This is a genomic window from uncultured Litoreibacter sp., assembly GCF_947501785.1.
Lineage (GTDB): Bacteria > Pseudomonadota > Alphaproteobacteria > Rhodobacterales > Rhodobacteraceae > Litoreibacter.
The window spans coordinates 1128454-1149976 of record NZ_CANMXB010000001.1 but is presented as its reverse complement, the minus strand read 5'-3'; the positions used below and the strand labels follow the sequence as shown (position 1 = coordinate 1149976).

Below are 21523 nucleotides of genomic sequence, written 5' to 3'. Positions count from 1 at the left end.
CCGCCTCTTGACGCATTGAGGCTACACCCATGTCCTTTACCCTTGCCATAGTAGGCCGCCCGAATGTGGGCAAATCGACCTTGTTCAACCGGCTGGTTGGCAAGCGTCTGGCGCTGGTGGATGACCAGCCCGGCGTCACCCGCGACCTGCGCGAAGGCGCCGCGCGGCTGGGCGATCTGAAGTTCACCGTGATCGACACGGCCGGGCTTGAGATGGCCACCGACGAGTCGCTGCAGGGCCGGATGCGGATGCTGACCGAACGCGCCGTGGGCATGGCGGATGCCTGCCTGTTTCTGGTGGACGCCCGCGACGGGGTGCTGCCAGCGGACGAGATCTTCGCCGACATCCTGCGCAAGAAGAACGCGCATGTGATCCTTGGGGCCAACAAGGCCGAAGGGAAAGCCGGCGAGGCCGGGATGATGGAGGCCTATTCACTTGGCCTTGGCACGCCAATTGGGCTGTCTGCGGAGCATGGTGAAGGCATGGCCGATCTGGCCGCCGAGCTGCGCCCCTTGATGGAGGCGCATGCCGAAACCGCACCGGCGGCGGAACCTGAGGTGGAGGTGACGCTTCATGAAGAAGACGAAGAGGCGGAACATGAATATGTTGCGCCAAGTACCTCTAAACCTTTGCAAATCGCCGTGGTGGGGCGCCCAAACGCGGGCAAGTCGACGCTGATCAACCAGATCCTGGGCGAGGACCGCCTGCTAACCGGCCCAGAGGCCGGGATCACCCGCGATGCCATTTCCGTCGTGACCAATTGGGGCGGCGTGCCGACCCGCATCTTTGACACGGCGGGCATGCGCAAGAAGGCCAAGGTGCAGGAGAAGCTTGAGAAGCTCAGCGTCTCCGACGGGTTGCGCGCGGTGAAATTCGCCGAGGTCGTGGTGGTGGTGCTGGACGTGGATATCCCGTTTGAGCAACAGGACCTGCGCATCGCCGATCTGGCCGAACGTGAGGGCCGCGCAGTAGTGATCGCGGTTAACAAATGGGACATGGAGGGGGCGAAGCAGGAAAAGCTGCGCGACCTGAAGGAACAATTCACCCGGCTGCTACCGCAGTTGAAGGGCGCCCCGCTGATTACGGTCTCCGCTCTGACCGGGCGCGGCTTAGAGCGGCTGCGCGAGGCCATTCTGGAGGCGCATGAGGTATGGAACCGCCGCGTCAGCACCTCGCAGCTGAACCGCTGGCTGGTGGGCATGTTGGAGCAACACCCGCCGCCCGCACCGCAGGGCAAACGCATCAAGCTACGCTACATGACGCAGGCCAAGGCCCGCCCGCCGGGGTTCGTGGTGATGTGTTCGCATCCTGATCTGCTACCTGCGAGTTATTCGCGCTATCTGGTGAACGGCCTGCGCGAGGATTTTGACATGCCGGGCACGCCGATCCGCATGTTCCTGCGCTCTCAGGCCGACGCCAACCCATACAAGAACCGCAAGAAGGCGGCGCCGTCGAAGCTGCGCAAGCATTTGGATGGGCGCAAGCCTGACTAAAGCGAAACCGCCGCATTTGGGTGCGGCGGTTCGGGAAGCATCTCACTTGCGCATTGCTAAGAGGATATGCCTGGAAATGAAGCGCAGTAGACTGACTTCTCTCTATTAGTATAGCACATTTTTGCCTGAGTCGCGCCTGCGAAGTTCCGTTTCAAAATAGAGCGCTAACGCGCGCATGATGTTTTGCGCTCCCTGCGGTCGCGCGTGCCTCCGGCGGGGGCAAAGCCCCTAGAATTCCTCGCCGCCGCCGCCGTCGTTCTGCCATGGTTTGACGAGATTGCCGAAGCGGGTGTAGCGGCCCTCGAATGAAAGCTCGACCGTGCCAATGGGGCCGTGGCGCTGCTTGCCGATGACGACCTCGGCCTTGCCGTGCAGATTTTCCATTTCCTGCTGCCAGACGGCCATTTTCTCCAAGTCATGGTCTCCGGGTTTTTCCCGCTCTTTGTAGTATTCCTCGCGGTAGACGAACATCACGACGTCGGCGTCCTGCTCGATCGAGCCGGATTCGCGCAGGTCTGAAAGCTGCGGGCGCTTGTCTTCGCGGTTTTCGACCTGTCGCGATAGCTGCGACAGGGCAATGACGGGGATGTCGAGTTCCTTGGCAATGGCTTTCAGGCCTTGGGTGATTTCGGACACCTCGTTGACGCGGCTGTCCTTGGCGGTCGCGGGGCGGACCAGCTGCAGGTAGTCGACGATAATGACGTCGAGGCCGTGCGTGCGCTTCAGCCGACGGGCACGGGCAGCAAGCTGGCTGATCGGCAGGGCAGGTGTGTCGTCGATGAACAGAGGACAGGATTCCAGCGATTTCGCGGCTTCGACGAAGCGGCGGAATTCGGTCTCGGTCATGTCGCCTTTGCGGATTTGTTCAGAAGGGACCTCGGAAGCCTCGGACAGCACGCGGGCTGCCAGCTGTTCGGCGGACATCTCAAGCGAGAAGAACCCGACGGAGCCGCCTTCGATCGCGCCCTCGACGCCCTGATCGGTCATGCCTTTCTTGTAGGCCTTGGCGATGTTGAACGCGATGTTGGTGGCCAACGAGGTTTTGCCCATGGAGGGACGCCCGGCAAGGATCAAAAGGTCAGAGCGGTGCAGCCCGCCGAGTTTCTTGTCGAGATCGGTGAGGCCGGTAGAGGTGCCCGCCATGCCGCCTTCGCGCATATAGGCGTTGTTGGCGACCTGCACCGCGTCGGTGACGGCTTTGAGAAAGCTTTGGAACCCGCTGTCGGATTTGCCTTCCTCGCCCAGCGCGTAGAGGCGCTGTTCGGCGTCGACGATTTGGCTTTTGGGGTCGCTTTCCGTGTCGACGGTTTGTGCCTTGGCGGAGATTTCTTCGCCAAGCTCGATCAACTCGCGACGGATGGCGAGATCGTACACCATTTGCGCGTAGTCGCGGGCCGCGAAGGCAGAGATGGACGCGCCTTGCAGGCGGACGAGATAGGCGGGGCCGCCGAGTTCTTTGAGGCCCTCGTCTTCCTCGAAATAGGGTTTCAAGGTGACGGGGGAGACCAGCAGGTTTTTGTGGATGCGCGCAGCGGCGGTTTCAAAAATGCGGCGGTGCACAGGGTCGAAGAAATGTTCTGGCGAGACGATGGAGGCGACCCGGTCCATGACGTCGTTATTGGTCAGAATTGCGCCGAGGAGCTGCTGTTCAGCCTCGATGTTATGGGGTAGCGCGGCGACGGCCTCGGTACCCGCAGGTTCCCCTTGCATATTGCTCATATCATTCATGTCACGCGTCCCCTGCTCGTTAAAACTGCCCCGAGAGAGATGTGTCCTATTGGCGGTACCCAATCAATCTGGATAACCTGTGGACCGTTTGGGGAGCAAATTTTGGGCCGAATTAGGGGTGCATCTTGCGTTGAAATGGAGGGCTTGGTCAAGATGTTGTGGGTTGGGGCGGTTTGCCCTCTTTGAATTTATTTTTCATGACCCGGGTTGAATCGAGGCGCGGTTTGAGCGCCCCCGAGTCGTTTTGTAAATGCCGGCCGGCACACGTCGAATCGACTAGGCCGGATTGGCCTCCTGCCAGGCCTTCTGCCATTCGCGCGGGGCTTTGAGAAATTTCTCGACCTCTGCCAATGTCTCTGCGTCAAAGGCCTCTTGCTCTTTGGCCACGGCCAGCACGTCCCACCAAGTGCACAGGTGATGCAGGGTAACGCCGTGATCGCCGAGCTTGGAAATCGTTTCAGGGAAGATGTCATAATAGAAGATGACGGCGGTGTGGGCGCAGGTCGCACCGGTGTCACGGATAGCGTCCACGAAGGAGAGCTTGGAGCCGCCATCGGTGGTCATGTCTTCGACCAGCAGGGCGCTCTGGCCTTCTGACATTTCGCCCTCAATACGCGCGTTGCGCCCGTAGCCTTTGGGTTTCTTGCGCACATAGGTCATGGGCAGCGCCATGCGTTCGGCGACGAGGGCCGCGAAGGGGATGCCCGCCGTTTCCCCGCCGGCGATGTTGTCGAATGCCTCGAACCCTGCGTTGCGCATGATGGTGACGGTGAGGAAGTCCATCAGGGTGGAGCGGATGCGGGGGTACGAGATGAGCTTGCGGCAGTCGATATAGCTGGGGGATGGCAGGCCGGAAGCGAGGATGAAGGGGTCGCGCGTGTTGAAATTCACCGCCTTGATTTCCAGCAGCATGGCGGCGGAGAGGCGGGCGATTTCTTCTTTGCTGGGGTAGGAAGAGGGGATCATGGTGGGTCCTTCTTGGCGGGCGGCGGATATGAATTATCTTTGGAACAATGATGGGGTCAGGTCACGCGCCAATGCAGCGGCATGAGCGGGTCGAACACCGTTACGGGGCCTGCGCCGGTGTCGATCTTGGCGGGGTAGGTGACGGGGTCGCCTTTGGTCAGGGTAATCGTGTCCTGATTGGCGGGCAGCTTGTAGAAGGCGGGGCCGTTGAGGGAGGTAAATTTTTCGAGGGTGCCGAGCTTGCCCTCTTGCTCAAACACCTCGGCGAGGATGGAGAGCGTGTTGGTGGCGGTGAAGCAGCCTGCACAGCCGCAGGCGTGCTCTTTTAGGTCATCTGTGTGGGGGGCTGAGTCTGTGCCGAGGAAGAAGTGCGGATCGCCTGATGTGGCGGCCTCGACCAGTGCCAGGCGGTGCTGTTCGCGTTTGGCGACGGGAAGGCAGTAATAGTGCGGCTTGATGCCGCCAACCAGGATGTGGTTGCGGTTGATGACCAAGTGATGCGTTGTGATGGTGGCGGCTATGTCTTTGTTTTCGCGGATGTAGTCGACGCCGTCTTTGGTGGTGATATGTTCGGAGATCACGCGCAGCCCGGGAATGTCGCGGCGCAGGGGATCAAGGATCGTGTCGATGAACACGGCTTCGCGGTCGAAGATATCCACGTCAGGGTCGGTGACCTCGCCATGGATGCAAAGCGGCAGGCCGATCTGGGCCATGGTTTCCAACTGGCGGCGCACATTCTTGAAGTCCTTGACGCCCGAGGCGGAGTTGGTGGTGGCGCCAGCCGGGTAGAGTTTCACGGCTGTAATCAGCCCGATCTCATGCGCGGCGCGCAGGTCTTTGACGTTCGTGTCTTCCGTCAGATAGAGCGTCATCAGCGGCTGGAAGTCGGAATTGTCGGGCTTGGCGGCCATGATCCGGTCGCGGTATTCGGCAGCGTCTTTGGCGGTGACCACGGGCGGGACCAGATTGGGCATGATGATCGCTCGGGCGAAGTGGCGGGCGGTTTCGGGCAGCACGCCCTTCAGCATTTCGCCGTCGCGCAAGTGCAGGTGCCAATCGTCGGGGCGGCGGATGGTGAGTGTGGTCATGTGATGCGTCCCCCGATGCGGTGTTTCGGGTCGTTTAACGGGTTCGCGAGAGGGAGGCCAGAGGGGAGGGCGCGCGGGCTGGAAATTGCTGATATGGGCGGGCGTTCGGAAAGTTCTGGGCTGACGTCTTGGTGCGCGGCTAAGCTGCGCAAAAAAGAGAGCAGTTCTTATGAGAGTTTTGGGATGGAGCCTGGCCCTTTTGAGCGTCGCGGCCTGCACGCCGCCCGCGATTGCGGTGAAAACCGTGCGTGAGGCGGTGCCGTCAGAAGTGGTCAGCTGCACCGAGCTGGGGCGCGTCACCGGCGTACCCGGTGTCTACGGGCCACTGGCGAAAGTGGGCCTGAATGACGCGCGCAACGTGGCGAAGCGCACCGCATTGGAGCAGGGGGCGAACACGGTGGTGTTTGACGAAATCCCGGCAGGTGAGACGGTGTATCAGGTGGAAGGTACGGCCTACATCTGTTGAAAACTGCGACTTTTTTGGCGGTTTGGGCCGGTGTTTCGGCCTATTTCTTGTGTTTTTCGAACATTCGCGCCGTTTCAGGTCGCGTGGCTACTTCTTAGCGCCGGGCGCCGCGATGCCGCGCTTTTTGAGCAGCTCCTTGGCCGCGTTCAGCTTGCGGCGGAACACGGGGCCGTTGCCTTTGGACAGTACGAACTCAGCCAGCCGGGCGATCATCAGCGGGTGTTTCTTCTCGTCGATCCTGAGCAACATTTCGCGCAGGTAGCGGCGGAAATCGCGGCGGGCGCGTAGCAGCTTGTAGAATTCGGTCGTGGTCATGGTGCCGTCGACGCAGCCCGACACGATGGGCTGCAAGATGCCCATCTGGATTAGGCCGGACGCGATGCGGTGCCCTTGGAACCGGCATTTCAGCTTTTTGACGTTGGAGCCTTGGAACAAAGCCGCGTGCATGGCATCGGGGGGTTCCAGCGGGTCGTAGAGGATGAAGACGTTCTTCGCCTTTTCCGTCATATGAGGTGCGTAGCCATAGTCGCCGCTGAAATCTCGGATCCAGGCAACCTGGTAACGGCGTTCCCATGAGCACAGGTCGCGGTCGAGCGTGGCTTGCGGGCTGATTGCGACCACGGATGCACCGGGGCAAGCGGCCGAGAAGGCGCAGGCGCCGTAGCCGCCCATGGAGGCACCGTAGAATACGACTTTGTCAAATTGGTCGAAGAATTTCTCACGCTTGAGGCGGTCGAAGAAGGCGTAGACGTCCTCGTCGCGGTACCAGCTCCAATCATGAGCCATCATGCCGAGGATGGACCAGCCTTGTTTCTGCACGAAGCCAAAGCCCCAGGGCAGGCGGTTGCCGTGTTCGTAGACGTGGTCGAGGTTTTCAAAGGTGACGATCAGGGTCTTGCCGGATTTGACGAAAAGGGCGGAGTGGTCGTCGCCGATCTTTTCGAAGAACCCGTATTTGTCGCCCATGGCTTTGAGTTCGTTGTCCCAAGCCGCTTTGTCCATCCCGTCGGGGTTTGCCTCTAACTCGATCATGGGATCGCTTACCGCTTATGCACGACAAGCACCTGATCGCGCTTGTCATTGTGCCATTTAGCCTGATGCAAGAAGCAGCCGGAGATGTCTTGCCGCATGTCGTTCAATGCGGTCTGCAACGCGTCATCGGGGTGCTTGAACGCGCCGTCGCGCAGGTACCCCTGAAACAATGCGGCGGTTTTGGGATAGCCGCTGTTTTCGCGGTTCTTGGGTTGGAAGCGGAGATCTTCAACGATGTACAGACCGCCCGATTTGAGTGTCGGGAAAAACTCCGCGAAGGCGTTTTGTTGGTGGTGCGACAGATGGCTGGCGTCGTCGAGCACGAGGTCCACCTTGTCGAGCTTGCCGGCGATTGCGGCAAGCGGCGGGCGCGTATCAAAGCTGGCTTTGATCGTTGTGACACGCTTGTCCTTCACCTTGGAATAGGCGCGTTCGTCAATGGCCGTGATCTTGGCTTTTGTCAGGTATTTCAGCCACATAGGCAGGGTCGGGCTAATGCCGTTTTCAGCATCTTCCGCATCCCCCATGCCCAACAGCACCATGTTGAGCGCCTTCAGCCGGTTGGGTTGCAGGAGCATGTGATAAAGCTCGGTGAAGCTGTGTTTCTGGCTGCCTTGATCGAGGCTCAGCTCATCTGCGATGTCGGTCAGGTTGACACCGCCGCGGCCCTTTTTGTCGGCGTTGCTGACAACGGGGATCGCGGTGCCAGGCACCATCGTGGGTTCTTTGGGCTTATGCGGGTTCGACTTCGGCATCGGCGCGTCGGAGGGCACAATGCCGTGCTTCTTGATCAGCTTGCCGATGAGGCTGTCGGGGTGCGGCTCGCCATTCTCCCGCTCGATGATGCGCATGCGCATGCGGCGGCCCCAGAAATGGATCGAAAGCGTGTTGTCGGTGACGTAATGGCTCAGGTCGAGGTTCGGTTTCAGCATCAACCGACGCTTTTTGAAACTGATCGGGAACAGCGCCTCAATCGGCATGGCGTATTTATGCTCGCCGGTTTTGTGCAGGAAATGGGTCAGCGCCTGCGGCCCCCAGACGCCCCAGCTTTGTTCGCCGACATGAACCGGGTTCCCTGCGGCTTTCTTCTGCGCCATTTCTTCGCGTAGCTCCGGCTTGAACCAGTCGGGGATGGCGTATTCGTCAGAGGTGAAGTCGATCAGCCCCGCCAGCGTGTCGCTGTCAGCGGGCAGGCCTACAACGCCGTTGTTGATATGATGCTCGGACTCCCAACCGTGGAAATGGCCGTTGGAAGACGTGAATTTCTTGACGCAATAGGCGTCCGTGTCGGCCCAGATCTGGTCATCGGTCTTGGCCAGCATGTTGTAGCGCCATTTGTCCGCCTGCGGAGCGGGCGAGCCGGTGCGCTTATGCGCAATGACGTGGTCCATCGACATGATTTCGTTGGCGTCGCAAACCTCGATCCCGTCAGGGATATTGCCGACCTCGCCATAGGTGTACATCTTCACATGGTGACCGGCATCACGGAAGGAGACGGCGCAAAGCTGCTCCATATAGGTGAGATTGCCCCCAATCCAGAGTTGGGCGATTGCATAATCTTTGGTCACGTCACTGCCTCGCGAAGAACGGGTTAATCCCGCCTTATCACTTATGATGTTTCGATTTTCGCAAAGGGCAGGTTAGAAAGCAAGGAAAAGGTGATTCGCTTTTGGCCGAAAAGAGGATCAAAAACAGCGGACTAACACCGCAGGGTTGAGCAGTGAGTATGACCATCACAATCGTCACGACGATGCGCAACGAGGGCGCGCATTTGTTGGAGTGGATCGCCCATCACCGCGCGGCGGGGGTGAGCGGGTTTCTAGTCTATGTCAACGATTGCGACGATGACACCGAAGCGCTGTTGCGGCTCTTGCCGGGCGTTGAGGTGGTGCGGCAGGAAGCGGGTGAGAAGCCGCCGCAATGGACCGCGTTGAAGGCAGCTTGGGATCATCCGATGGTGACAGATTCCGACTGGGTTGCTTGTATTGACTGTGATGAATTTTTGAATGTTAACAGTGATTTGGGTGGAATACCTCATCTTATTGAGAAAATTGGTGGCGACGCAATCTTGTTGCCGTGGCGGCTGTTCGGCCATAACGGTCAGGCCGAAATTTCGGACGCTGCGACGACGATGCGTTTCACCAAAGCGGCCGCCGAGGACATGTTATATCCCGCGATTGGCAGCTTCTTCAAAACGCTGTTCAGGCGCGCCGGTCCGTTCCGACAATTGGGCGTGCATCGCCCACGTCAGAAAAACCCGGATCGTCACGGATTGCCCGCGTTTCACGACGGTTCTGGCGCGGAATTGAGCGGCCCGGTCGTCGCCAATGATGGCCAAATTATGCACTGGGGTCAGTCGATTGCGCGCGATCTGGTGCAATTGAACCACTACTCCTTGCGCTCGGCGGCGGAGTTCATGGTCAAACGGTCGCGCGGCCTGCCTAACCACCAATCCAAGCAGATCGACCTGACCTATTGGGTGGAGCGGAATTTCAACACCGTCGAGGACACCAGCATTGCGCATATGCGGGCAGGGACCGAACAGGTGTTGGCCGAGTTTCTGGCTATCAAAGGCGTGCGCGAGGCGCAGCGGGCCTGCCGGCAATGGCAGCGTGACCGCTTTGCGGAGCTAATGCGCGACGAGGTGTCGTTGAAGCTGTATGGTCGTCTGTTGTTGGCGGGCGGCAGTGATACGCTTCCGCGCGACATCGCGTTGCAGTTGGTGAACGCATACAGGGGGCTTGATGCCAAAAGCTGAGACATATCATGCCCGCACGTTGAACGTGACGCAGGGCAAGGGGCTTGTGGCGCTAGAGTGCATCGGCTGGGAAGACCCGGTGGGCGGCATGGGGCTGCGGGTGTTTTTCAAGTCCGGCACCGATTTCAAGCTGTTTGACCCCAAGAATCGCGACGGCTGCGCCCAGTTTTCCGAGGCGCGCAGCATTGGCGGCGGGTTGATGTTCATTGGCAAGGATCATGCGGTCAGCGACACCATCACCATGGCGCTTGCGGATGGCGAGATGGACCTGCCCGTGCAAGCCCCCGAGACTGACCTGTTTGCCGATATGAACGTCTGCATCGCAGAACGCAACGGCGAGCCCATTGAGGTGATCGAGGACTGGATCAGCTATTACACCGCGCAGTTTGGCCTACAGGGATTGATCCTGCTCGACCGCGAAAAACCTAAATCTGAGAAGGGCTTTGAGAAAAAACTTAAAGCTTTGGCCAATGGCTCGAACCTAAGCGCGCTTGTCCATCTGAAATGCGAGGTGGCGTTGGGCCGTGAGGACCTGCCGCCTGCGTCTCACCCGATGAACGCACCTGACGCGCCCGGCAAGGACCGGATGGGCGAACTTCCGACGGACCCGTGGACCGCGCCTTTGGCGGATTTGCAAATCTACGAGCTGCTGAAATGGCGGTTCCTCAGCCGCGCGTGGGCGGTGATGAACCTTGATCTGACTGACCTGTTGCAGCCCGGCGCGACGCCGTTTCAGGACGTGCATGATAGCAGCGCCGGCGTGATCCAACTGGTGGGGCAACGCATCTATCCGTGGCGCGTTCGGCCCAAGAAGAAGCCTGCATTTGGCGACCATATTTGCCGCCAATTCGACAACCCGCGCGCCAACCGGCGCTGGTGCGTGGCGCCTGCACGTGTGGGCTCGGACAAAGTCTGGCGGTTTGTACGGATTGTGGACGCCACGCCTCAGCCGGAGGAGATGGCCCCGTTCTGGCGCGCCATGGCGATCCGGCACCCCAAGAACACGGCGGCGGAGATCGTGCCGAAAACCTCGTTGATTGAAGACGAAACGCTGCTGGAGATGGCCGAAAACCTATGGCGGCACAAACCTGTGCGCCCGCCTGAAAGCAAGATGAAGGCCGCCCCTGCCAAGGCCAGCAAGGGCGGCCGCACCCTGATTGTCACCTGCATGAAGAACGAAGGGCCGTTCATTCTAGAATGGATCGCCTATCACCGCGCCATCGGGGTGGACGACTTTCTGGTCTATACAAACGACTGCAATGACGGCACCGATGAGCTGCTGAACCTGCTGATGGAACGCGGCATCGTGCAGCGGCGGGACAACAAGTTTCATGGCACCGACCTGAAGCCGCAACACTGGGCGCTTGCAGCGTCAGACCATGAACAGGTTCTTAAGGACGCGGGCTGGGTGATTTCGATGGATGTGGATGAGTTTATCAACATCCACACGGGGCAGGGCCGGCTTGAGGATCTGTATGACGCCGTGGGCGAGGCCAACATGATCTCGCTGACATGGCGGTTGTTCGGCAATGGCGACGTGCATGCCTATGAGGACAAGTTCCTGATTGACCAATTCGTCCGCTGCGCGCCAGAGCTGTGCCGCAAGCCGCATCAGGCCTGGGGCTTCAAGACACTGTTCCGCAACGTGGGCATCTACAAGAAGATGGGTGTGCATCGCCCCAAAGGGCTAAAGCCGGACCTCTGGGACCAAATCAGGTGGGTGAACGGGTCAGGCAAACCGATGCCCAAGAAGCTGATCCGCAACGGCTGGCGGTCCACGACCGACAGCTACGGCTATGATCTGGTGACGCTCAACCACTACGCGGTCCGTTCCGCCGAAAGCTTTTTGGTCAAGCGCGACCGGGGGCGGGTGAACCATGTCGACCGGGATCAAGGGCTGAGCTACTGGTTCCGCATGAATAACAACTGGGAAGAGGACCGGTCCATTCAGACCAAGCGCGATATATTGCAGGCGGAGTTTGACAAGCTGATGGCTGACCCGGAGCTGCGCGCCGCGCATGAATATTCTGTGGGCAAACACCGCGACAAGATTGATGAGCTCAAGGCCACCGAGAATTATGCGAAATTCTACGCGGAACTGACCGGCGACCGGATGGAGAACCTGGCCCGCATGCACAGCCATTTCGGAGCGAATGTGTTTCTTGCGGGACCTGAGTCGGTGCCTGACGACGTCGCCATGCAAGAGGAGGTCGCGCCGGACTTTTTCTTCACTGTGGACAGGGTCAAAACGACTCATTGACTGTTTCCGCGGCGGAAACGGTAAAGCCGATTGATCTTTATCATTCGCATTTGACGTAACTTCACCAGAATCCCTTCAATGAAATAAGGCATGCGGCCGTGCCGCAATCGTCAACTACGTTGCATTCAAATCAAACTGTATATTGCTGAAAACAAATAATTAATCGACGTCTCTGCATATCGACCTCGTGCTTATACACGGGGGTGATAGAGGTGCTGGAACTACGAGACTTATCTGCCAACGGCCCAGCGGGCGATGCGTTGGTCACGACAACACAGAGCTTCGGGACGCGCTACAACGCGTTCCGGGATTTTGAGGACTTTGCCGAGCAGGTCGAAGAGACCAGCCTTGGTATGATCATTTGGCCCGGGGGGACCCTCGCGGAGGTCAATAACGGGCTGTACGGTTTCCAGCATGAGGGGCTGTTTGACCCTAATGCTTCACTGAACCGCCCAGATTTGGAGGACATATTCTCCTTCGCGGCAGAGAATGGAATGGCGGTGTCCATCGTCTTGCCGACCGCCATTTACCAAGACGACCCGGACGCCCTTAAACAAGGGGCAACCGATTTCCTGGAGGACGTCTATTCCGGTAAGTTCGGGCCGCTTCCCGACAAACTGATCTTCGAGATTGGCAACGAATATTACGATGTCTTCGATGGCAACAGCCTCGCGCAGGCCACCGACTACGGCGAAGTCGTGAATGCATATTCAGAGGTCATATCTGACATAGAGCAGCGTTTTGAAGTCAACCCGGATCAGGTGCGGTTCAGCGTTCAGCTGGGCAAAAGTGAGGCTGCGAATGATGCGCTTTTGGATGTCCTCAGTGACGAGTCGTTGCTCATGACCGACCTGCTCAGCCACCACCGCTTTGTGTTTGAGCCGAACGGCGCAGGCAAACAGGTCGAAGATGTGGCCGAAGGGCTGAACGATTGGGAAGACGCCGTAGAAGCCTTGGGGGGGGAGGCACCCAATCTCTACTTGTCGGCCTACAACACGGCGAGCCTCACCCGCAAAGAGGCGGCGCAGCTCTATGAGAGAGAAAACCCAGGCGAGGACATAGATCATCAGTCCCGCAGCAATCTGGATTTCGAGCGGTATTACCAGTCGAAGCTCGACACCCGGGCGCATGGGTTGGAGCATGGTGAAAACATCCTGCAGATATTCTCCGAATATCAGCCGTTGGGTGTTGAGGCCGCAGGCGTCTATGGCTGGGACACGGTTCACGCTGCGCGCTCCAGCATCGAAGGGACCGACGGCGAACCCTATATCTTTGCCGGCGGTGCCACTCAGGACATGATGGCCGAAAGCCTGATCGGGACGCGGGCCTTGGATTGGTACGAAGAAAATGATCACCGGGACCCGGATGATGTTTCGCTCTTTGGCTTCGACAGTGCGGACAAATTGGTTGTTTTCATGGTTGCCCCTGAATTTGAGGGGGACAGCCTGCGCACATCGCTGTCGATCGAAGACCTGGGCGAAACCATTGCTGTTTGGGGCGAAAGTCTGACCGCAGAAACCCCGGACAACTGGCATGAGCTGTTCGACATCCCGCGAACGCCCGGTGTGGATCAGTCGCCAGAAGCCGAAACATTCGCCGTGGCCGACCGGGAAGCGTTCACGCCGGATATCAGGGGGCAAAACGTCGAGGTCGAATTCTCCCAGCCCGGCGAAATCGTGCGCCTGACATTCGCCCGGACGGAGGCAGGGCGCGCCGAGATCGAAACCTGGCAAGACGGGGCAGGGGCGGATATCAGCGCTGACGCGCCCGGACCACTCGTTCCGCCGACGGTCAGCCCGCCACCTGACGAGGTTGATCCGGATGAAGATATTGATGCGGCAGAAGCCGAGGATGACGGAAGCAGCTTCCCGTTTGAGGCATTGTTGTTGGGGCTGCTGCTGCCGTTGCTGGGGTTGGGCTAAGGGTCGCTTAGAAAAACGCCTGCAAGCCGGTGATCGCGCGGCCAAGGATGAGGGCATGCACATCGTGCGTGCCCTCATACGTGTTGACCGTCTCAAGGTTCATCATGTGCCGGATCACCTGAAATTCCTCGGAAATCCCGTTGCCGCCATGCATGTCGCGGGCGTGGCGGGCAATCTCCAACGCCTTGCCGCAGTTGTTACGCTTCATCAGCGAAATCATCTCGGGCGCGGCGTTGCCCTCATCCATCAGCCGACCCACCCGCAGCGAGCCTTGCAGGCCCAGCGTGATCTCGGTCGCCATATCGGCCAGCTTCTTCTGGAACAGCTGGGTTTGCGCCAAGGGTTTGTTGAACTGCTTGCGGTCCAGCCCGTATTGGCGCGCGGCATGCCAGCAGAACTCCGCCGCGCCCATGACGCCCCAACTGATGCCATAGCGCGCCCGGTTCAGGCAACCAAACGGGCCCTTCAGCCCTTCGACATTTGGCAGCAGCGCGTCTGCGCCGACCTCAACCCCGTCCATGACGATCTCGCCTGTGGTGGAGGCCCTCAGGGACATTTTGCCGCCAATCTTGGGGGCTGACAGCCCCGCCATGCCTTTTTCCAGTACGAAGCCGCGGATCTTGCCGCCATGCGCCTCTGATTTGGCCCAAACCACGAACACATCGGCAAACGGCGCGTTGGAAATCCACATCTTGGAGCCGGAGATCACGTAGCCATCCCCTTTGGCTTTGGCGACGGTTTTCATGCCCGCAGGGTCAGACCCCGCATCAGCTTCCGTCAGACCGAAACAACCGACCAAATCGCCCGAAGCGAGGCCCGGCAGATATTTCTGGCGCTGCTCTTCTGAGCCGTAGGCGTAGATCGGGTACATCACCAGCGAGGACTGCACCGACATCATTGAGCGGTAGCCGGAATCGACCCGTTCAATCTCCCGCGCGACCAGGCCGTAGGTGACGTAGGACGCGCCAAGGCCGCCGTATTCTTCCGGCACCGTCAGCCCAAGTAGCCCGGCTTCCCCCATTTTTTTGAAAATGGACGGGTCAGCGGCCTCGGTGCTGTAGGCCTCGATGATGCGCGGGGCCAGCTCGGATTCGGCAAACTGGCGCGCGCCGTCGCGCAACATCCGTTCGTCTTCCGAAAGCTGATCTTCCAGCCGAAACGCATCCTCCCAATCGAAACGGGCCATGTCGGGGGCATCTTTGGCTTTGATCGGTGTGGTCACGTTCATGATGGGTCTCCGCGAGAATGATGATTTTTTCTACGCCTGTTCAAGCAGCTGTGCAATCGGCTGGCTTGACCTCCCGCGCATGAGGTGCAGCTATAGGGGGCCGGAGGACTCTATGACGCAGCTGCCCCAATCCATTGACGACACAATCAAGCTGCTGGAGGGGCAGGACTATGTCTGCGGGCGTGCGCTGGGGACGGTGGTGTTTCTGTCCCTCAAGCTGGGACGCCCGTTGTTTTTGGAAGGCGAGGCGGGGACCGGAAAGACCGAGATCGCCAAGGCGATCGCTGCCGCGCTGGGGCGTCGTCTGATCCGGTTGCAATGCTACGAGGGGTTGGACGCGTCTTCTGCGGTCTATGAATGGAACTTCCCCGCCCAGATGGTGGCGATCCGCGCGGCGGAGGCTGCAGGTGGCGCAGACAAGCAATCTTTGCAGCAAGAGCTGTTTTCGGACGACTTCCTGACAGCGCGACCTTTGCTGGAGGCGATGCAGCCGCAGGAGGGCGGCGCGCCTGTCCTGCTGATCGACGAGCTGGACCGCACCGATGAGCCGTTTGAGGCGTTCCTTCTAGAAGCGCTCAGCGATTTTCAAGTGACCATCCCCGAGCTGGGCACCATCAAGGCCGCCGAGCCGCCGATTGTGATCCTGACTTCGAACCGCACGCGGGAAGTGCATGACGCGTTGAAACGCCGCTGCCTGTATCATTGGGTCGACTACCCGGATTTCGCCCGTGAGATGGAAATCCTTGCCGCCCGCGCGCCGGAGGCGCAGGAGACCCTGAGCCGTGAGATTGTGGCATTTGTCCAGAAGCTGCGCACGGAGGATTTGTTCAAAAAGCCGGGTGTTGCCGAAACCATCGACTGGGCCAAATGCCTGCTAGCGCTGGACGCTTTGACCATGAGCCCCGAGGTGATCGCCGACACAATGGGCGCGATTCTGAAATACCAGGACGACATCCAGAAAATCCAAGGCTCTGAAGCCAAGCGCATACTCGACGAGGTCCGCGCCGAGCTCGCACCGGCATGACCATCATTGTTTCAAAAATACCTTGGGGGTTTGGGGGCTAGCCCCCAAGTCGACCATGGCCAAATTCAACGCGCTCGATATCCCTGAGGACGGCAAGCTGGCCTCCAACATCACCTGGTTTGCCCGCGCGCTGCGCAGCGCCGGATTGCCGGTCGGGCCGGGTCGCATCATCGATGCCATTCGCGCAGTGGAAGCCGCTGGGTTCACCCACAAACAGGACTTTTACCACACGTTGCAGGCCTGCTTCGTGTCGCGGCCGGAACACCGCACGGTGTTTGCACAAATCTTCCGCCTCTATTGGCGCGACCCGCGCTATTTGGAGCACATGATCGCGGCGCTGACCCCCGCCATTCGTGGCGTGCAGGAAGAGCGCAAGGCCAAACCTGCCGAGAAACGTGCGGCGGAGGCGTTGTTGGAGGGTGTAAACCGCGAGGTGGAACAGCCCGAGACTGATGAAGACGGCACCGAGATTGAGATCGATGCTTCGCGCACCATGTCCGGGGAGGAGCGTTTGCGCTCGCTCGATTTTGAGCAGATGAGCAATGCGGAAATGGCCGAGGCCAAGCGCATGCTGGCCAAGCTGAGCTTGCCGGTGAGACCCTTGAAATCTCGTCGAACCGAGCTGGCTTCAAACGGCCGTATGGTAGACTGGCGCGCCACACAGCGCAGCGCGATGCGCTACGGCGGAGAGCTGCGCGATTTCGAAACAAAGTCCCGCCGAATACGATGGCCAAATCTGGTGGCGATCTGCGACATATCAGGCTCTATGTCGCATTATTCCCGCGCGATGCTGCATTTTCTGCACGCTGTTAGCAGTCACAAGGGCGCCGGCTGGTCCAAGGTGCACGCTTTCACCTTTGGCACGCGCCTGACCAATATCACTCGCCATTTGGCGACCCGCGATGTGGATGCGGCGCTAGCTGCCGCGGGGGCTGAGGCGCAGGACTGGGAAGGCGGCACGCGCATTGGCGCATGCCTGCATGATTTTAACCGCGACTGGTCGCGGCGCGTTTTGGGGCAGGGCGCGGTGGTGCTCTTGATCACCGACGGGCTGGACCGCGACAACGCTGATCAACTGGCGCGGGAGGCGGAGCGGCTACACCTGTCCGCGCGGCAGGTGATCTGGTTGAACCCGCTGCTGCGTTGGGACGGTTTTGCGCCCAAAGCCAAGGGCATCGCGGCCATGTTGCCGCATGTCGACAGCTTTCGCGCGGGGCACAATGTGGCCTCCCTCGAAGGGTTGGCGCGGGCCATTGGCCGACCCGAAGATGCCGGCGAAAAACAGCGGCTTATGGCGATGCTGTGATGGATGCGCAGGCTTCGGGTCGCATGGGGTGGCACCAGTTGGATACCTTTTGGGGACAAACCCTAAAGAGGAACGATGACATGAAATATCAATCTTACGACCAGGACTTTGTGCGCTCCATCCGTGCAGGTGGGCCGGACGCCAATGGTATGCCAGCCGAGCGCGCCTTCTCCGATGGTGAGGGCAAGCCGTGCCGGTGCTGCCTGAAGAACATACCGGAGGGCGACGCCATGCTGATCCTTGCCGCTCGGCCATTTGAGGCGCTGCACCCCTACGCTGAATCCGGGCCGGTCTTTCTGTGCGAGGCCGACTGCACCCCGTGGAATGACGACGGGCTGCCGCCGATCCTCACGACCTCGCCGGACTATCTGGTCAAGGCCTATGGGGCTGATGACCGGATCATTTACGGCACCGGGGCCATCACTGCGCAGGGCAACATTGATGGCTACGCCAATACGCTTTTCGCGCGTGACGATGTCGCCTACATTGATGTGCGTTCCGCCCGGAACAATTGCTTTCTGACAAGGACCATCCGTGACGCAGCACCCTGACGACATTCCCGCAATTGCCCTGGACTGGCACCGGTCCGGCGCCGGGGCGGCGCTTGCGACGGTGATTGAAACCTGGGGCTCTGCCCCGCGGCCCGTTGGCAGCCAGTTGGTGATCAGCGGCGCCGGCGACATCATGGGGTCAGTCTCGGGCGGCTGCGTGGAAGGCGCGGTGGTGGTTGAAGCCATTGACGCGTTGGAGGATGGCAAACCGCGCCTGCTCGAATTCGGCGTCAGCGATGACGAGGCTTTCGCCGTGGGGCTGGCTTGCGGCGGCACCATCCGCATTCTTGTGGAGCCGGTCGGAAACGCGCTTCCCGAACCGTTGCTGGCCGATTTGGTTGCGGCCCGCAAAGCCTGCAACGCTGTCGCTTACGTAGTCAATGTCGAAAGCTGGGCCCGTAGGTTGACGGCCTTGGGTGAGGGATTTGACAACCGCTTTGCCTCCGACAAATCGGGGTTTGACGGTGACGACTTCGTGGCCATCCACAACCCACCCCTGCGCATGGCCATTGTCGGCGCGGTGCATATTGCCCAGCCGCTGGTGACCATGGCGCGGCTGGCGGGGTTTGATCCAGTTGTGATCGACCCGCGCGAGGCCTTTGCCAGCGACGCGCGGTTTCCCGGCGAAACCTTGGTGCATGACTGGCCGGACGAGGCCGTTGCCGCCTTTGCGCCTGATCATCGCAGCGCGGTTGTCACCCTCAGCCATGACCCGAAGATTGATGACCCCGCGATTGAGCAGGCCCTGGCGTCCGACTGTTTCTATATCGGCTGCCTTGGGTCTACCCGAACTCACGCCAAACGGCTGGCGCGGCTTGCGGAGGCCGGAATTGGTGACGACCAGCTCGCCCGTATCAATGCGCCGGTTGGGCTGGATATCGGGGCCAAATCCCCCGCGGAAATCGCCGTGTCCATCATGGCGCAGATCGTTTTGACATTGCGTGGCCCGAAACGGCCTGCATCGTGAAGTTTGGGGCGGTCTCCTTGGCGAAAGCAGAGGGTGGCATTCTGGCCCATTCCCTACGCCAGGGCGACGTGCGGCTTAGAAAGGGCCAGATGTTATCATCGGACGACATAACCCAGTTGCAACGCGCAGGTGTGGCGGAGGTTGTTGTGGCGCTGCTGGGCGCGCAAGATGTTGAAGAAAATGCCGCCGCATTGCGGGTTGCGAGCGCCCTGGTTGACGGCAGCGGCGACGACGTCGAATTGACCAAACCGTTCACGGGCCGGGTCAACGTCATCGCGACATCCCCTGGGATCGCCCGGATCGAGGCCGAGGCCATCAATGCGCTGAATGCAGTTGACCCAATGATCACCTGCGCGACCGTCGCGCCCATGAACCGAATGGAGAAGGGTGGGTTGCTGGCGACGATCAAGATCATCTCCTACGGGGTCGACGAGGCGGCGTTGGAAAGGGCGGAGGCGGCCGCCCGACGGCCATCTGGCGCAATTGACGTGACAACTGCGCAGCTCAAATCGGCATGTTTGATTGTCACCGAAACCGGTGCTGAGCCGGACAAAGGCAAGGGGGTATCAGCCGTGGAGGCGCGCCTTACCGCGTTGGGCGCCACTTTGAGCGAGGTCATCACCGTTCCCCATCGCGGTGCGGCTCTTGCCGATGCTCTGCGAACGGCCACTGCCGATCTGGTGCTGATCCTCACGGCATCGGCCACGTCTGACCCGGTGGATGTCGCCCCGCAAGCGCTGCGCGACGTGGGCGGGCAGGTGGATCGGTTTGGCATGCCTGTGGACCCCGGCAATCTGTTGTTTGTGGGCAAGCTCAACGGCAGACCCGTCATTGGGCTGCCCGGTTGCGCCAGGTCTCCGGCGCTGAATGGCGCGGATTGGGTGCTGGAGCGGGTGGTGTGCGGAACGCCGGTCAGCTCAGACGACATCGCTGCCATGGGTGTCGGAGGGTTGTTGAAGGAAATCCCGCAACGCCCGCAGCCGCGGCGCGGCTAGCCACAAAAAGAAAAGCCCCGCAGAGGCGGGGCCATTCGTAGCTTTCAGATACTGAACGCTTAGTTCTTCAGCGGGCCGATCAGCATGATCATCTGACGGCCTTCCATTTTGGGCATGTTTTCCACTTTGCCTTTGCCCTCTACATCGGCGGCAACGCGTTCCAGCAATTCGCGGCCAAGGTTGAGGTGTGCCATCTCGCGGCCACGAAAGCGCAGGGTGACCTTCACCTTGTCGCCGTTTTCCAGAAACTTGAACACGTTGCGCATTTTGACATCGTAATCATTGGTGTCCGTGTTCGGACGGAATTTGACTTCCTTGATCTCGATGATCTTTTGCTTTTTGCGCGCTTCGGCCTCTTTTTTCTGGGTCTCGTATTTGTATTTGCCGAAATCCATGATCTTGCAGACGGGCGGCGAAGCGTTTGGCGAAATTTCGACAAGGTCGAGGCCGACCTCGTCAGCCATCTGCATGGCGCGGGACGGCGTCACGACGCCGACGTTTTCACCTTCGGCGCCAATAAGGCGAATTTCATCGGCACGGATGCGGTCGTTGACGCGGGGGCCGGTCTCACGCACCGGGGGTGCGTTATGGGGTCTGCGGGCTATGGCAAATATTCCTTGAATGGTTGGTCATCTACGAGTGTGCAAACTAGTGACCCGTCTGGCGTGGTTCAAGCGGGTTTTGGCGCAAATGGCGTAAATAGGGGACCTTTCCCCCCTTTGTGGCGTTGTCCATCGGCACGACATGACCTAAATGGGCGGCATTGGGGCAGTCAGTCCCCCAAATGTATAAGGAATTTGAAAATGCGTAAGCACGTTGTATCTGCTCTGGTTCTTGCGGCCGTTTTGGGAGCGACTTCGGTTGCGCCGGCCTCTGCGATGGGATGGTTCTCGGGCGACGATGAGGCCGCCGAAGCGATGAAGGCCGCCGAAGAAGAAGCTGCGAAAGCAGCAGCGGAAGCTGAAGCAAAAGCCGCCGAGGAAGCCAAGGCTGCCGAAGAGGCCGCCGCGAAAGCCGCCGAAGAAGCAGAGGCGAAGGCTGCCGAGGAAGCCAAGGCCGCTGAAGAAGCTGCAGCCAAAGCAGCGGAAGAAGCCGAAGCCAAGGCCGCCGAGGAAGCCGCGAAGCTGGAAGAAGAAGCCAAGGCTGCTGAAGAAGCCGCCGCCAAAGCCGCAGAAGAAGCTGAGGCTGCCGCCGCCGAAGAAGCCGCCAAGCTAGAGGAAGAAGCCAAAGCTGCCGAGGAAGCCGCTGCGAAAGCTGCAGAAGAAGCGGAAGCCAAAGCTGCGGAAGAAGCGGCCAAACTGGAAGAAGAAGCAAAAGCCGCTGAAGAAGCTGCTGCAGCCGCGACCGAGGAAGCCGCCGAGGCGACTGAGAACGCCGCCGAAGCTGTCACTGAAGAAGCCGAAACCGCGACTGAGGAAGCTGCCGAAGCCGTGACCGAAGAGGCGGAAACTGCCACAGAAGAAGCGACTACTGAGGCTGCGACGGTTGGTGAAGCCAACGAGGCGCTGACCGTTGCTGGCTTTGACTACGACACGGTCGTCACAATGATCGATGACAACGTCTCGAACCCGCTGCTCAGCACCACGCTGAAAAAGGGTCTGGATGCTGCGCGCGACAATCCTGAGCTGCTCCAAACCGCTCTGGATGCCGTCAAAGACGCCATCGGCCAATAAGTCTTAGGCCAAGAAAAAGAAAACCCGCGTCGAGCAATCTCGGCGCGGGTTTTTTGTTTAAGTTGG

The 21523-nt window shown here is 60.0% G+C and carries 18 protein-coding genes; 11 read left to right on the top strand and 7 right to left on the bottom strand.

The features are described from left to right. Positions 1-29 precede the first annotated feature (29 nt). A complete protein-coding gene (gene der / locus Q0899_RS05625; RefSeq protein WP_298290424.1) occupies positions 30-1493 on the top strand; it encodes a ribosome biogenesis GTPase Der in 1464 nt (487 codons plus the stop codon). Between the two features lie 228 nt (positions 1494-1721). Here the strand turns inward: der and Q0899_RS05620 are convergent, their stop codons facing one another. The 3 genes from Q0899_RS05620 to pyrC all read right to left on the bottom strand — a co-directional run bounded on the left by Q0899_RS05620 (position 1722) and on the right by pyrC (position 5275). Then, on the bottom strand, positions 1722-3221 hold the full coding sequence (locus tag Q0899_RS05620; protein ID WP_298357117.1) for a replicative DNA helicase: 1500 nt from the start codon (positions 3219-3221) through the stop codon (positions 1722-1724). 276 nt (positions 3222-3497) lie between these two features. Further along, positions 3498-4187, bottom strand: a complete 690-nt coding sequence (locus tag Q0899_RS05615; RefSeq protein ID WP_298290430.1) for an orotate phosphoribosyltransferase — start codon at positions 4185-4187, stop codon at positions 3498-3500. Between the two features lie 56 nt (positions 4188-4243). After that, positions 4244-5275, bottom strand: coding sequence for a dihydroorotase (pyrC, locus tag Q0899_RS05610; RefSeq protein WP_299191441.1), 1032 nt, complete (start codon positions 5273-5275; stop codon positions 4244-4246). 169 nt (positions 5276-5444) lie between these two features. On the opposite strand from pyrC, the gene Q0899_RS05605 reads away from it, so the two are divergent. Beyond that, on the top strand, positions 5445-5741 hold the full coding sequence (locus Q0899_RS05605) for a hypothetical protein (RefSeq protein WP_298290437.1): 297 nt from the start codon (positions 5445-5447) through the stop codon (positions 5739-5741). Positions 5742-5828: 87 nt separating this feature from the next. On the opposite strand, the gene Q0899_RS05600 is transcribed toward Q0899_RS05605, so the two are convergent. Beyond that, positions 5829-6773 (bottom strand): phosphoadenosine phosphosulfate reductase, encoded by a 945-nt coding sequence (locus Q0899_RS05600; protein ID WP_298290440.1) that lies wholly within the window; start codon positions 6771-6773, stop codon positions 5829-5831. Positions 6774-6781: 8 nt separating this feature from the next. Next, entirely contained in the window at positions 6782-8341 is a 1560-nt protein-coding gene (locus tag Q0899_RS05595; protein WP_299191438.1) for a hypothetical protein, read from the bottom strand. A 158-nt stretch (positions 8342-8499) separates the two neighbouring features. Between Q0899_RS05595 and Q0899_RS05590 the strand changes: the two genes are divergently transcribed. From Q0899_RS05590 to Q0899_RS05580, 3 genes are all read left to right on the top strand, one after another. After that, positions 8500-9531 (top strand): glycosyltransferase family 2 protein, encoded by a 1032-nt coding sequence (locus Q0899_RS05590; RefSeq protein ID WP_299191436.1) that lies wholly within the window; start codon positions 8500-8502, stop codon positions 9529-9531. Further along, positions 9518-11791, top strand: a complete 2274-nt coding sequence (locus Q0899_RS05585; RefSeq protein WP_299191434.1) for a glycosyltransferase family 2 protein — start codon at positions 9518-9520, stop codon at positions 11789-11791. Before Q0899_RS05590 ends, Q0899_RS05585 begins: the two co-directional genes overlap by 14 nt. A 212-nt stretch (positions 11792-12003) precedes the next feature. Beyond that, positions 12004-13713, top strand: a complete 1710-nt coding sequence (locus tag Q0899_RS05580; protein ID WP_298290453.1) for a hypothetical protein — start codon at positions 12004-12006, stop codon at positions 13711-13713. Between the two features lie 7 nt (positions 13714-13720). On the opposite strand, the gene Q0899_RS05575 is transcribed toward Q0899_RS05580, so the two are convergent. After that, on the bottom strand, positions 13721-14941 hold the full coding sequence (locus Q0899_RS05575; RefSeq protein ID WP_299191432.1) for an acyl-CoA dehydrogenase: 1221 nt from the start codon (positions 14939-14941) through the stop codon (positions 13721-13723). A gap of 112 nt (positions 14942-15053) precedes the next feature. On the opposite strand from Q0899_RS05575, the gene Q0899_RS05570 reads away from it, so the two are divergent. The 5 genes from Q0899_RS05570 (at position 15054) to Q0899_RS05550 (ending at position 19784) form a co-directional block, all read left to right on the top strand. Then, positions 15054-15965 (top strand): MoxR family ATPase, encoded by a 912-nt coding sequence (locus tag Q0899_RS05570; protein ID WP_298290459.1) that lies wholly within the window; start codon positions 15054-15056, stop codon positions 15963-15965. Positions 15966-16020: 55 nt separating this feature from the next. Continuing rightward, entirely contained in the window at positions 16021-17271 is a 1251-nt protein-coding gene (locus Q0899_RS05565; RefSeq protein ID WP_299191430.1) for a VWA domain-containing protein, read from the top strand. 80 nt (positions 17272-17351) lie between these two features. Continuing rightward, positions 17352-17822, top strand: a complete 471-nt coding sequence (locus Q0899_RS05560; protein WP_299191428.1) for a DUF1203 domain-containing protein — start codon at positions 17352-17354, stop codon at positions 17820-17822. Then, positions 17806-18789 carry an XdhC family protein gene (locus Q0899_RS05555; protein ID WP_299191426.1) on the top strand — a complete coding sequence of 328 codons (984 nt, stop codon included), beginning with the start codon at positions 17806-17808 and terminating at the stop codon, positions 18787-18789. Before Q0899_RS05560 ends, Q0899_RS05555 begins: the two co-directional genes overlap by 17 nt. Before the next feature lie 17 nt (positions 18790-18806). After that, positions 18807-19784, top strand: a complete 978-nt coding sequence (locus tag Q0899_RS05550; RefSeq protein ID WP_366942096.1) for a molybdopterin-binding protein — start codon at positions 18807-18809, stop codon at positions 19782-19784. 59 nt (positions 19785-19843) lie between these two features. Here the strand turns inward: Q0899_RS05550 and infC are convergent, their stop codons facing one another. Then, complete coding sequence (gene infC, locus Q0899_RS05545) at positions 19844-20359, bottom strand: translation initiation factor IF-3 (RefSeq protein WP_298290472.1); 516 nt, start codon at positions 20357-20359, stop codon at positions 19844-19846. 228 nt (positions 20360-20587) lie between these two features. Between infC and Q0899_RS05540 the strand changes: the two genes are divergently transcribed. Next, on the top strand, positions 20588-21457 hold the full coding sequence (locus Q0899_RS05540; RefSeq protein WP_299191422.1) for a hypothetical protein: 870 nt from the start codon (positions 20588-20590) through the stop codon (positions 21455-21457). Positions 21458-21523 lie beyond the last annotated feature (66 nt).